Below are 12,939 nucleotides of genomic sequence, written 5' to 3'. Positions count from 1 at the left end.
ACTCTCCGGTGCACCGCCAGGAGTTTATCTTGTCCGATCACGCCCATCTGGTTCGCTATCTGAGAAAGCAGCATGTGCTTTCACTCTGCTGTACCGCCGACGATCAACTGTGGTGCGCTAACTGCTACTACGTCTTTGACGAGACGCGCATGGCCTTCTGGATCATGACGGAACCCGATACCCGTCACGGTGAGTTAATGGTGCAGAATCCGCAGGTTGCGGGCACCGTCAATGGCCAGCCCAGAAGCGTGCTGCTGATTAAAGGCGTGCAGTATCGTGGCCGGGTCAAACGGCTGGAAGAGTCAACAGAGAAGGTCGCCAGAGCCGCTTATCAGAAACGTTTTCCGGTCTCACGCAAAGTGTCGGCACCGCTGTGGGAGATTGTGCTGGATGAAGTGAAGATGACGGATAATGCGCTGGGATTCGGCAAGAAAATTGCCTGGCAGCGGGAGAAATAGAAACGCCCTTTTCAGCAGAAAAGGGCGTCGCGGCTTACAGCGCTTCGAGGATCCGCAGGGATTCACGATTAAAGGCCGGTAAATCGGCCGGAGTGCGGCTGGTGACCAGCTTATCGTCGTCTACTACCACTTCCTTGTCATGGAAGTCGGCACCGGCATTGATCAGGTCAATGGCAACGGCTTTAACGGTAGTCATCTTGCGACCGCGCACGCCGTTAGCGCTAATCAGCAGCTGTGGCCCGTGGCAGATGGCAAAAATTGGCTTGCCGCTGGCAACAAACTCTTTGGTAAAAGCAACAAAACGATCGCCGCCGCGCAGGGCATCGGGCGAGTGACCGCCAGGCAGGAGCAGGGCGTCAAATTCAGCCGGGCTGACGTCATCAATGCTGCGATCGATGGTCACTTCCGCTTCGCCTTTCTTGCCTTTAACGACATTACCGGCTTGTTTCTCAATGGTAACCACCTCAAAACCAGCGCGTTTGTAAACTTCCGCAGGTGAGGTAAATTCTGAGTCTTCAAATTCATCGGTAATTAAAACCGCCACTTTCTTGCTCATTTTTTCCTCCTTCAGCATGTGGAGCGCGAGACGCGCTTTCCGGATAACGCTATAAGCCTGGTCGCTGAGAGTGAGAACGCAAGCCAGCCCGTTAAGATCAGCTATCTTTTAACCAGTCAGCAGTGAAATAAGGATGAATCTGAGATGAATCGCGTATTACTGACCGGTGCCACCGGCTTAGTCGGGTCGCATCTGCTGCGCTTACTGATTGAGGATCCACGCGTCGATGAGATCATCGCGCCAACCCGTCGGCCACTGCCCGCGATGAACAAGGTGGTAAACCCGGTTGAGGCCGATCTCACCGATATACTCGGGCCGCTGCAAAGCTCGCTGGACACGGTGTTCTGCTGCCTGGGCACCACGCGTAAGCAGGCGGGCAGTAAACAGGCTTTTATCCACGTTGATTACACCCTGGTGGTGGACAGCGGGTTAAGCGGATTACGTCTGGGGGCGAAGCAGATGCTGGTGGTCAGCGCGCACGGGGCCAGTCGTCACTCACCGTTTTTATATAATCGCGTCAAAGGCGAAATGGAGAATGCGCTGCGCCATCAGGGCTGGCCGCGCCTGACGCTGGTGCGGCCTTCATTGCTGCTAGGGGATCGCGCGCAGAAGCGCCGGGGTGAAAGCCTGGCGGGACCGCTGTTCTCGCTCCTGCCGGGCAACTGGCGGGCGGTCAGCGCGCACGACGTGGCACGCTGTCTGCACCAGCAGGCTTTTACGCCGGGGAGTGAGAGCGTCAAAATCATTGAGTCTGGCGAAATCCCGCGCCACTCAGCGTAACTGCCAGATAATCTGATTACGGCTGCCGCGCCATTGCAGCGTGGCATCCTTCTCCTCTTCGACAAAACGGCCATCGATCAGCACGTCGAGATAGACCAGCACAGCGCGCTGCGCCGCATTCAGCTCCTGCATCCGGTAACCGGTCCAGAGCCAGATATCTTTACCGGGACACGTCTGTCGCACCCGTTTCACCAGACGGCGAATGTGCGGCACGTTATGCGGATGCAGCGGATCGCCGCCGCTCAGCGACAATCCCTGGCGCGGAATGCGGGTGTCCTGCAAATCCGCCAGCAGTTGCTCCTCCATCTCAAGCGTAAAGGGCACGCCGGAGTCGAGCCGCCAGGTGCTCTGGTTATAACAGCCGCGACACTGATGTTCGCAACCAGCGACAAACAGCGTGCAGCGGGTGCCAGGTCCATTAACGATATCCACATCATAGTAGCGATGGATATGCATCATCCCAGCGGTCCTTCAGACAGATGCTTCACCCGACGCTGCACTTCCTGCTGTTTACCGGCATTAAAGGGCCGCGCATCCGGGCTGCCCAGATAGCCGCAGACCCGCCGGGTGACGGAGACGCGCGCCGGATCGTGGTTGCCGCAATTCGGACAGGTGAAGCCGCGGCTGGTACAGGTGAACTCGCCGTTGAAGCCGCACTCGTAGCACTCATCAATCGGGGTATTAGTGCCGTAATAGGGCACGCGGTCGTAGCTGTAATCCCAGACATCCTCCAGCGCCTTGAGGTTGTGCTGCACATTCGGGTATTCGCCGTAACAGATGAATCCGCCATTCGCCAGCGGCGGATAGGGCGCTTCAAAGTCGATTTTGTCGTAAGGATTGACCTTCTTCTCAACGTCGAGATGGAAGCTGTTGGTGTAGTAGCCCTTGTCGGTAACGCCTGGCACCAGGCCAAACTGCGCCGCATCAAGACGGCAGAAACGGTCGCAAAGATTCTCGCTTGGCGTGCTGTAAAGGCTGAACCCATAGCCTGTTTCAGCTTTCCAGCGCTCGGTGGCATCGCGCATGTAAGCAATGATCTCTACCCCTTTGGCGCGCAGGGCCGCGTCATCGTAAGGATGCTGATGACCGCCGCTGAGCGCATTCAGGGTTTCATGCAGGCCGATATAGCCCAGCGACAGCGACGCGCGGCCATTACGGAAAATAGGACCGACTTCATCATCCGCATTCAGCCGAACGCCACAGGCGCCTTCCATATAGAGGATGGGCGCCACGCGTGCTTTGGTCTTCTCCAGCCGCGCCACCCGCGTCATCAGCGCCCGCTTAGCCAGCTGCAGTCGTGCATCGAGCAGCGTCCAGAAGCGCGCTTCATCCCCGCCCGCTTCCAGTGCGATGCGCGGCAGGTTCAGGCTGATTACCCCGATATTGTTGCGGCCCTCATGAATCTGCTCGCCGTTCTCTTCATAAACGCCAAGGAAACTACGGCAACCCATTGGGGTTTTAAACGAGCCGGTGACTTTAACCACCTGATCGTAATTGAGGATGTCGGGATACATCCGCTTGCTGGCGCACTCCAGCGCCAGTTGTTTGATATCGTAATTAACGTCGCCCGCCCGGCGGTTGACGCCTTCGCGAATGCTGAACACCAGTTTAGGGAACACCGCCGTCTTGCGATTTTTACCCAGTCCGGCCAGCCGGTTAAGCAGAATCGACTGCTGAATCAGCCGGGCCGCCCAGTCCGTCCCCAGACCAAAACCAAAGGTGACAAATGGCGTCTGGCCGTTGGCGGTGTGCAGGGTATTCACCTCATACTCCAGCGACTGAAAGGCGTCGTAGCACTCTTTCTCCGTACGCTGGCGCGCATACTGCTCGGCCTGCGGGATCTGCCACTGCTCAGCAATCGCCAGATGCCGGGCATAGCTCTGCTCAACAAACGGGGCCAGCACTTCATCAATACGGTTAATGGTGGTGCCGCCGTAAATATGGCTGGCGACCTGCGCGATGATCTGCGCCGTCACGGCGGTGGCGGTGGCGATCGATTTAGGCGGCTCGATCTCAGCATTGCCCATTTTGAAACCGTTGGTCAGCATGCCTTTCAGATCGATCAGCATGCAGTTGAACATCGGGAAGAAAGGGGAGTAGTCGAGATCGTGATAGTGGATCTCGCCGCGCTCGTGCGCCAGCACCACATCGCGCGGCAGGATCTGCTGCTGTGCGTAGTGTTTAGCCACGATCCCGGCCAGCAGATCGCGCTGCGTCGGGATCACTTTGCTGTCTTTGTTGGCATTCTCGTTCAGCAGCGCCGCATTGGTCTGATCGACCAGTCCGCGAATGGCGTGATGTAACTGGCTCTGACGATCGCGGGCGACGTCGCGATCGTGGCGGTATTCAATGTAGGCGCGGGCCAGTTGAGGGTAAGGACCCGCCATCAGCGTCTCTTCTACCGCACACTGAATTTCACGGATATCCACTTCCGGACAATCGGCCAGCCGCAATGCCACGCGCTCAGCGACCTGCGCGCACCAGGCCGCGTCTTCTACTTCGGCTGCCCGTGCCGCCGCCGCCACGGCCTGCTCAATACGCTGCGCATCAAAGCCTGTCCGGCATCCATCACGCTTGATTACCACCGTCGCCATTTCTCTCTCCATAAACTACATATAGGGGTCGAAAGGATTCTATTCGCTACATGTAGTGATTGCTGAGAATTATTGCGATCAGATTTGACCTGAAACAAGGAAGCCTCAACCCGCTGGAAAACTCTGGCTGATGTAAAAAATCGGGTGCTGGTTCAGGTTTCCTGCAGGATCCACTGGCGGATTGGCGTGCAGCAACTTTAATCAACGTTCTGCCCTGTCAAAACGTTGACGTTACAAGGATGCCCGCCAATGTGGTTACCCCGTTCTCTGCTCCTGCTCTCAGCCCTTTGCCCGATCGCTCTGGCCAGTTCGCTGCCGCTGATGCCCTGGCCGCAACAGGTGGAACAGCCCGCCAGCGGCGGCACGCTTATCCTGACGCCGCAGCTGACGCTGCAAATCGCCGGCGATCATCTGGCGGGTGCCGAAGCGCGCTGGCTGGAGCGAATCAGTAATCAGACCGGCTGGCCGCTGTTGCCCGCCACCCAGCCGGTAGCAGCACCGACTATCCGCATCGTCATTGCGAAGGCGGTGGATCCGCTGCCGCTGCCCGATAGTGATGAGAGCTATCAGTTGCAGGTCGATGGCGACGGCGTCCTGTTAACCGCGCCCAGCCGTTTCGGCGCGATGCGCGGCATGGAAACCCTGCTGCAGCTGATACAAAACGGCGCACAGGGGACAACCATTCCTTACGTCACCATCCACGATCATCCGCGCTTTCCGTGGCGCGGCGTGCTGATCGACACGGCGCGTCACTTTATGCCGGTGGAGACGCTTAAACGGCAGATCGACGGCATCGCCGCCGCGCGCATGAACGTCTTTCACTGGCATCTTACTGACGATCAGGGCTGGCGCTTCGCCTCCAGCCACTATCCCCAGCTGCAGCAGAAAGCCAGCGATGGCAACTATTACAGCCAGCAGCAGATGCGGGAGATCGTGAAATATGCCACCGATCGCGGGGTGCGTGTGGTGCCGGAGCTGGATATGCCGGGACATGCGTCCGCGCTGGCGGTGGCGATGCCAGAGCTGATTAGCGCACCCGGCCCCTGGCAGATGGAGCGCGGCTGGGGCGTCTTTAAACCGCTGCTCGATCCCAGCAACGAACAGGTTTATCAGGTGATCGACACGCTGGTGGGTGAGATGGCGGCGATCTTCCCCGATCCCTGGCTGCACATTGGCGGCGATGAGGTGGATCCGACACAGTGGAACGACTCGCCTGCTATCCAGCAGTTTATGCGCGATCACGATCTGAAAGATGCCCATGCGCTTCAGGCATATTTCAATCAGCGGGTAGAGAAGATCCTGGAAGCCCATCACCGTCAGATGGTGGGCTGGGATGAGATTGCCCATCCCGATCTGCCGCGCAGCATTCTGATCCAGTCGTGGCAGGGCCAGGATGCGCTGAGCGCGCTGGCAAAAGAGAACTACCGCGGCATCCTCTCCACCGGTTTCTACCTTGATCAGCCTCAGCCTGCCAGCTATCACTACCGCAATGAGGTCACGCCACAGGGCCTCAACGGGCAGGATCGTCTGCGGCCAGGCGACCAGGCGCAGAGCTGGTCATTCACCATGCCGCGGCTGAAAGGCAGCCCGGTGAAGGGCAGCTTTACGCTGATACAGGGAGAACCAGGCTGGCGCGGTTTTATCGACTTCGATGGCAAAGCCCGCCGGATGGTCAGTCAGATCAACTGGCTCTCGACTCAGCAGGTGCGGTTTAGCGTGGTTAGCTGGATGGGGCCGTTCCAGCCGGTGTTCACGCTGCAACAGAACGCCCTCAAAGGTTATGCAGAGGTAGGCAACGTGCGTTATCCCACTAGCGGTCAACGGCTGGCGCAGCCGCCTGCGGGCATCGCGCCCGCGCTGCCCACACCCGAGCAGGTGCAGCAAAATCTGCTGGGTGGCGAGGCGGCGCTGTGGGCAGAAAACATCAACAGCCAGATTATTGATACCAAATTGTGGCCGCGCGCCTTTGTTGTGGCTGAGCGGTTATGGTCGGCACAGGATGTCACCAATACCGACTCGATGTATTCGCGGCTGGCGGCGATGGATCGCTGGAGCAGCGTGTCGGTCGGAACGCTGCAACACGCGCAGACGGAGCAGCAGATGATGCGGCTGGCCAGTGGGCATGACATCGCCCCACTGCGGGTTCTGGCCGAGGTGCTGGAACCGGCGCAATACTACACGCGTCAGCATCTCAAGTTTCAGGCGGGCCATTACGACTACCATGAACCCCTGAACCGGCTGGCAGATGTACTGCCCGCTGAGAGTGAGGCGGTACGTCAGCTGGAGCAGCAGGTCGCCGTGTTAATCGCCAATCGTAATAATCCGGCTGCCGCCTCTGCGGTTCGCGCGCCGCTGCAGCGCTGGCAGGCTAACACCAGCGCGGTGCTGCCGATCATTAACGCCAGTGCAACGCTGAAGCCGCTGGCACAGAGCGTGCAGCAGATCGAGGCGCTGAGCGCCATGGGCCTCGCGCTGGTTAATGCTTACGTTCGCAATCAGGCGTTTGGTGCCAGTGAAGTGGCGGAGATGCGCGCGACACTGGATGCCGCCGCAGAGGTACAGGATGAAACGGTGATTGCGCTGGTCAGGCCGCTGGAGACGCTGCTGCGCGCCTTTCAGTAAACGCTGCGGCCGGATAAACCGGCCATAGCGTCCTCAGGCCGGGCCGCTGACCGAGTGGCGGCGCACCAGGGTCGGGCTGAACATGTGGGTCACTTCCGGCAGCGGCTGATTGTTGGCCAGCGCCAGCGCAAGCTGGGCCGCCTGCTGCGCCATGGTGACAATCGGATAGCGGATGGTGGTGAGGCGCGGTCGCACATAGCGCGAAACCAGCACATCATCGAAGCCGATCAGCGACATCTCTTCCGGCACCCGAACGCCGTTATCGCTCAGCACCGCCAGCGCGCCGGCGGCCATTGAGTCGTTATAGCAGGCGACGGCGGTGAAATTCTTGCCGCGACCCAGCAGTTCCGTCATCGCCTGCTCACCGCCCACTTCATCCGGTTCACCCCAGGTGACCAGCCGATCGCTGCACGGCAGGCCATGTTCTTTCAGCGCATCGTAGTAACCCTGCAGGCGATCTTCTGCATCGGAGATGGTGTGGGTCGAGCAGATAAAGGCGATATTCTGGTGGCCAAGCTGGATCAGATGACGGGTCGCCAGCCAGGCACCGTAGCGGTCGTCGAGCGCGATACAGCGCTTTTCAAAGCCTTTTATCAGCCGGTTCAGCAGCACCATGCCAGGCACCTGCTTCATCAGCACTTCCAGCTCTGCATCCGGGATTTTCTTAGCGTGAACCACCAGCGCCGCGCAGCGGTGACGCATCAGTTGTTCAATCGCCTGCCGCTCTTTTTGCTCATTATGGTAACCGTTACCAATCAGCAAAAAGTTACCGGTGTCACCTGCCACCTCATCCACGGCTTTAACCATTGCGCCAAAAAAGGGATCGGAGACGTCACCGACAATCAGGCCGAGCGTTTCGGTCGATTGCTGCGCCAGTGCGCGTGCGTTGGCGTTCGGGTGATACTGAAGCTGCTCCATCGCCTGACCTACGGCCTGTCGGGAGCTGTCGCTGGCTTTGGGAGAATTATTGATTACACGGGAGACTGTGGCGACAGAAACGCCAGCCAGTCGCGCAACATCCTTTATGGTAGCCATGCGTTGACCTGCTTTGGGGAAAACGTTTACACATCGCATCAGTGTTACGGAAAAGGGCGGACACATCAACCCGACAGAATGCCAGCGTCGTCGCAAAAAGGGGTAAAAACGGTCACTGCTGCACGTCTTCTGCTGAGGCGTCGCACCATGCTATGCTCAATCTCCCACCTGGCTACCGTGAAAAACAACGATGAAAACCAAAGTGCCACATCTGGCGCACTGGGGCGCCTTTACCGCCGTCACTGAAAACGATCGTCTGATTGGCTGCGAACCTTTCTTCGCCGATGCCGATCCGTCACCGATGATCCACACCATTCCTGAACTGGTCTATTCCGACAAACGCATTCGTCAGCCGATGGTGCGGCGTTCGTGGCTGAAGTCACGCGAAAAGAGCGACCGTACGCTGCGTGGCCGGGAAGATTTTGTTGCCGTCGACTGGGAAACCGCACTGGATCTGGTGGCGGAGGAGAATCGCCGCATTCGCGAGCGCTATGGCGCATCGGGCATTTTCAACGGCTCCTACGGCTGGTCATCGGCCGGACGTGTTAACCATGCCCGCACCCTGATTCGTCGCTTCTACTTTCAGGGCGGCGGCGGCGTTGATCAGCAGGGTAACTACAGTTGGGGCGCCGCGCAGTTCTTCCTGCCCTATGTGATTGGCACCTACATGCCGCTGACCGGGCGCGTCACCGAATGGCCGCAGGTGGTGGAACATGCCGAAATTTTTGTCGCCTTTGGTGGGCTGGCGCTGAAAAACGCCCAGGTCGCCTCGGGGGGCGCAGGGCAGCACAGCCTGAAACCGGCGCTGATGCAGCTGGCGGCCAAAGGCACGCCGGTGATCAACATCAGCCCGATGCGCGATGACTGCCCGGAATTTGTTAACGCCGAGTGGATTCCGATTCGCCCCAACACCGACGTGGCGCTGATGCTTGCGCTGGGACATGAGATCACCCAGCGCGGCGCGGTTGACGAAGCGTTTCTCGCCAGCCACTGCACCGGCTGGCCGCAGCTGCGCGCCTATCTGCTGGGCGAAACCGACGGCGTGGCGAAAACCGCCGGCTGGGCCAGCCGTATCACCGGCATCCCGGCCGATCGCATTGTGCAGCTGGCGCAGCAGCTCACCGGCAAGCGCAGCTTTATTACCTGCTCCTATTCCGTTCAGCGCGCCCATCGCGGCGAGCAGCCTTACTGGATGATGATTGCGCTGTCGTCGATGCTCGGCCAGCCAGGCCTGCCGGGCGCAGGTTTCTCTTTTGGTCACGGTTCGATGAACAGCGTCGGCAACCCGCGCCAGGAAGGTCCGGCTCCGATGATGAGCACCGGCCCCAATCCTTCCGGGCTGTCGATTCCGGTGGCGCGGATCAGCGATATGCTGCTCAATCCCGGCCAGCCTTACCGCTTTCAGGGCGAAACCCTGCACTATCCCGACATTCACATGGTGCACTGGGCGGGCGGCAATCCTTTCCATCATCACCAGCAGCTCAACCGGCTGGTGGAGGGCTGGCAGCGGCCCGATACGGTCGTGGTGCAGGATATCGTCTGGACACCCGCCGCGCAGATGGCGGACATTGTGCTGCCTGCGACCACCACGCTGGAGCGCAATGACATCGGCGGCTCCTCACGCGACCGCTTTGTGCTGGCGATGCATCAGGCGATTAAACCGCAGCATCAGGCGCGCAACGACTTCGATATTTTTGCTGACCTGGCGGAGCGCCTCGGCTACCGCGATACCTTCACCGAAGGGCGCAACGAGATGCAGTGGATCGCCCATCTTTATCAGCAGTGTGCGACCGCGCATCAGCGTAAAGGCATCGATTTCCCGTCGTTTGAGGAGTTCTGGCAGCGCGGCTTTGTGGAGATCCCCGAAGGGGGCAAACCCTATCAGTTTATGGATGATTTCCGTGCCGATCCGCAGGCCAATCCGATTAAAACCGCCAGCGGCAAAATCGAGCTCTTCAGCCAGACCATTGCAGACTACCAGCTGGACGATTTCGCCGGCCATCCGGAATGGCGTGAACCCCAGGAGTGGCTCGGTTCGCCGGTCAGCCGCGACTATCCGCTGCACATGATCTCGATTCAGCCTTCCGACCGGTTACACAGTCAGCTGGATGCTACAGAAACGGTGCAGGGCAATAAAACCGCCGGACACGAAACGCTCTACATGCATCCGCAGGATGCGGCCGCGCGCGGGCTGGTGGAGGGCGACGAGATAGAGGTGAGCAACGCACGCGGCGTGATGCTGGCGGGCGTGCGGATCACCGATGGCGTGACGCAGGGCGTAGTGATTATCGCCACCGGCGCCTGGTTTGATCCCGGCTTTGGCAAGGCGTGGCAGCCGCACGATCGCGCGGGTAACCCCAACGTGCTGACGCTCGACATCGGCACCTCGTCGCTGACGCAGGGGCCAAACGCCATGAGCTGCCTGGTGGAAATCAAAAAACATCAGGATTGCACAATAGCGTAAGGATCTCATGGCTGGTTACATTTTGCCGGTAACTGTTGCGTTTGAGAGATGGCAGCCGATCGATCCCTCTTGCTACATTCAGGGTCCCAGAGGTATTGATGGGTGAACATCAATAGATTTTCTTGATTACACCAACCTGCGCAGATGCGCAGGTTTTTTTTTGCCAGAAATCGGCCGCCGATAACGAACTGATACACAGTTTTCCTGTTATACGGCCAGCGCTTTCTTTATAACTGCTGGCACCAGCCCCTTTCTCTTTATTTTACGCAGCGGAATGCCATGCCCCGGATTAAAAAACTACTGGGAAAAGACCAGATAAAAGCGCCGTTTAACCCTTTTCGTTTCCGACTGATCTGCCTGGGTGTCACGACCTGTCTGGTGGTGCTGCTGGCGCGCGTCGCGGACCTGCAGTTCCTGAATCAGCCGATGCTGGAGCACGAAGCGGATCAGCGATCGCTGCGTACCGTGACGCTGCCGACCAGTCGCGGCACGCTGCTGGATCGTAACGGTGAAGCGCTGGCGCTCAGCGTCCCGTCGCGCGACGTGATTGCCGATCCGCAGCGCGTGCTGGAGAGCAACCCCGATTTTACCAGTGCCAAATGGGCCTATCTGGCGGCGGCGCTCAACACCCGTCCCGAAGAGCTGGCGGCGCAGATCACCGCCAACCCGAAACGTCGCTTCCTCTATCTGGGGCGTAAAGTCGAGCTGGGCATCGCCAAAGATATTAAAGAGCTGAAGCTGAAAGGCATCAGCGAAGTCTATGACGACAGCCGCTTCTACCCGATGAGCGAGGCCTCTGCGCCGCTGATCGGCATCGTCGGGGCGGATAACGTCGGCCTGAACGGACTGGAAAAGGGCTTTGATAAAGTATTGCAGGGCGAGCCGGGCAAAGAGGTCTATCGGCAGGATGCCGCAGGCAATATCATCGCGATGATCAACTATCAGCCGCCGACCCAGCCGCCGACGGTACAGCTCAGCATCGACAAATATGACCAGTACACGCTCTACAGCAAACTGCGCGACGGCGTACTGATCAACAAGGCGGACTCGGGTGCGGCCGTGCTGGTGAAAATCGACACCGGCGAGATTCTGGCGATGGCCTCCTATCCCTCGTTCAACCCCAACAACTATGAAGGGGCAACGCCCGCGCAGATGCGTAACTCTGCCATCAATGACAGCTACGAACCGGGATCGACCGTCAAACCGTTAGTGGTGATGGAAGCGCTGGAGCGCCACCTGGTGCGCCCGGATTCGGTGATCGACACCACGCCTTACAGCGTTAACGGCCACCTGATCCGCGATGTCGGCCACTGGCCGCGCCTGACCATGACCGGCATTCTGCAAAAATCGAGCGACATCGGCGTGTCACACCTCGCGCTGGCGATGCCCGCCGAAGCGCTGGTCAACACCTATCATGCGTTCGGCCTTGGCAAACCAACCGGCTTAGGGCTGACCGGCGAAAGCGTCGGCTACTTTCCGTTGCACCGCACCCGCTGGGCAGATATCGAGCGAGCCACCTTCTCCTTTGGCTATGGCCTGCGTGTGACGCCGCTGCAGATTGCCCGCGAATACGCCACGCTCGGCTCCTATGGCATTTACCGTCCGCTGTCGATCACCCGCGTTACGCCACCGGTCATGGGACGCCAGGTCGCCAACCCGGAAACGGTGAAAGAGGTGGTTCATATGCTGGAGAGTGACGTCCTGCCGGGCGGAACCGGTCTGAAAGCTGCGGTGCCGGGCTACCGTCTGGCAACCAAAACCGGTACGGCGGAAAAAATGGGTACCAGCGGCAAGTATGATGGCGGCTACGTCAACTACACTGCCGGTCTCGCTCCTGCCAGCCATCCTGAAGTGGCGCTGGTGGTGATGATCAACCATCCGACAGCGGGCGATCACTTCGGTGGCTCGGTTGCTGCGCCGGTGTTCGGCAATATCATGGGACCGGTACTGAAACACATGAATATTGCACCGGATGCCATCTACACCAAACCGGCCGCCACTCCTTCAGATAAATCTTAGGCAAATCAGAGTGTAAGCGAGGCGTGAAGGATATTCACACCTCGTTGCACTTCCCCGAATTCGGTTGCGTTTTCCTGCTGTCTCCGCGCGGTCAATCAGTGCGAGGATAGCAGTCCCAGAGGTATTGATGGGTGTGAAAACAACACCGCTTCGGCAGTGAGACCCTGTTATTACACCAACCCACGCAGATGCGTGGGTTTTTTTTGCCTGCTTGCCTTAGCCTGCCGTTACCGCTGTAAAAACCCCCGCTAAATCAACATCGTTCTTAACGAAATCCTGACAGTTTGCCAATAGAAAGGCGCGTCGCCTTTCACTGATAATGGCCGCCGTGAAGCCTGGCGCTTTTTTGCTCGCCGCCGCTCACTGCCGCATTCCGCACGTTCCGGGATTTCTTTTTTTGCTTATCTGAAG

The 12,939-nt window shown here is 59.0% G+C and carries 9 protein-coding genes; 5 read left to right on the top strand and 4 right to left on the bottom strand.

Annotated elements, in window-relative coordinates; translation table 11 throughout:
• Positions 1 to 29 precede the first annotated feature (29 nt).
• A complete protein-coding gene (locus tag AFL22_RS08160) occupies positions 30 to 458 on the top strand; it encodes a YhbP family protein (RefSeq protein WP_052271170.1) in 429 nt (142 codons plus the stop codon).
• Between the two features lie 34 nt (positions 459 to 492).
• On the opposite strand, the gene AFL22_RS08155 is transcribed toward AFL22_RS08160, so the two are convergent.
• Positions 493 to 1,014: a type 1 glutamine amidotransferase domain-containing protein gene (locus tag AFL22_RS08155; RefSeq protein WP_052271169.1), complete on the bottom strand. Its 522-nt coding sequence runs from the start codon at positions 1,012 to 1,014 to the stop codon at positions 493 to 495.
• Between the two features lie 144 nt (positions 1,015 to 1,158).
• Between AFL22_RS08155 and AFL22_RS08150 the strand changes: the two genes are divergently transcribed.
• A complete protein-coding gene (locus tag AFL22_RS08150) occupies positions 1,159 to 1,794 on the top strand; it encodes an NAD(P)H-binding protein (protein WP_052271168.1) in 636 nt (211 codons plus the stop codon).
• On the opposite strand, the gene nrdG is transcribed toward AFL22_RS08150, so the two are convergent.
• Together nrdG and nrdD are read right to left on the bottom strand one after the other, a co-directional pair.
• Positions 1,786 to 2,253, bottom strand: a complete 468-nt coding sequence (nrdG, locus tag AFL22_RS08145; protein WP_033778405.1) for an anaerobic ribonucleoside-triphosphate reductase-activating protein — start codon at positions 2,251 to 2,253, stop codon at positions 1,786 to 1,788. The genes AFL22_RS08150 and nrdG overlap by 9 nt on opposite strands.
• Positions 2,250 to 4,388: an anaerobic ribonucleoside-triphosphate reductase gene (nrdD, locus tag AFL22_RS08140; protein WP_033759656.1), complete on the bottom strand. Its 2,139-nt coding sequence runs from the start codon at positions 4,386 to 4,388 to the stop codon at positions 2,250 to 2,252. The genes nrdG and nrdD overlap by 4 nt, the downstream gene beginning before the upstream one ends.
• Positions 4,389 to 4,637: 249 nt before the next feature.
• On the opposite strand from nrdD, the gene AFL22_RS08135 reads away from it, so the two are divergent.
• Positions 4,638 to 7,010 carry a family 20 glycosylhydrolase gene (locus AFL22_RS08135; protein ID WP_052271167.1) on the top strand — a complete coding sequence of 791 codons (2,373 nt, stop codon included), beginning with the start codon at positions 4,638 to 4,640 and terminating at the stop codon, positions 7,008 to 7,010.
• Positions 7,011 to 7,043: 33 nt separating this feature from the next.
• Here the strand turns inward: AFL22_RS08135 and galR are convergent, their stop codons facing one another.
• Positions 7,044 to 8,045 (bottom strand): HTH-type transcriptional regulator GalR, encoded by a 1,002-nt coding sequence (gene galR / locus AFL22_RS08130; protein WP_010251726.1) that lies wholly within the window; start codon positions 8,043 to 8,045, stop codon positions 7,044 to 7,046.
• Positions 8,046 to 8,235: 190 nt separating this feature from the next.
• On the opposite strand from galR, the gene AFL22_RS08125 reads away from it, so the two are divergent.
• Both AFL22_RS08125 and AFL22_RS08120 read left to right on the top strand, forming a co-directional pair.
• Entirely contained in the window at positions 8,236 to 10,509 is a 2,274-nt protein-coding gene (locus tag AFL22_RS08125) for a molybdopterin guanine dinucleotide-containing S/N-oxide reductase (RefSeq protein WP_010251724.1), read from the top strand.
• Between the two features lie 279 nt (positions 10,510 to 10,788).
• The gene (locus AFL22_RS08120; RefSeq protein ID WP_010251720.1) at positions 10,789 to 12,528 is read left to right on the top strand and encodes a penicillin-binding transpeptidase domain-containing protein; all 1,740 of its coding nucleotides are present in this window, start codon (positions 10,789 to 10,791) and stop codon (positions 12,526 to 12,528) included.
• The last annotated feature ends 411 nt before the right edge of the window (positions 12,529 to 12,939 follow it).

The sequence above is a fragment of the Pantoea sp. CFSAN033090 genome (genome assembly GCF_001264395.1).
GTDB classification, from domain to species: Bacteria; Pseudomonadota; Gammaproteobacteria; order Enterobacterales; family Enterobacteriaceae; genus Pantoea; species Pantoea agglomerans.
The sequence above is the reverse complement of the archived record's forward strand: the minus strand, read 5'-3'. Positions and strand labels throughout refer to the sequence as shown.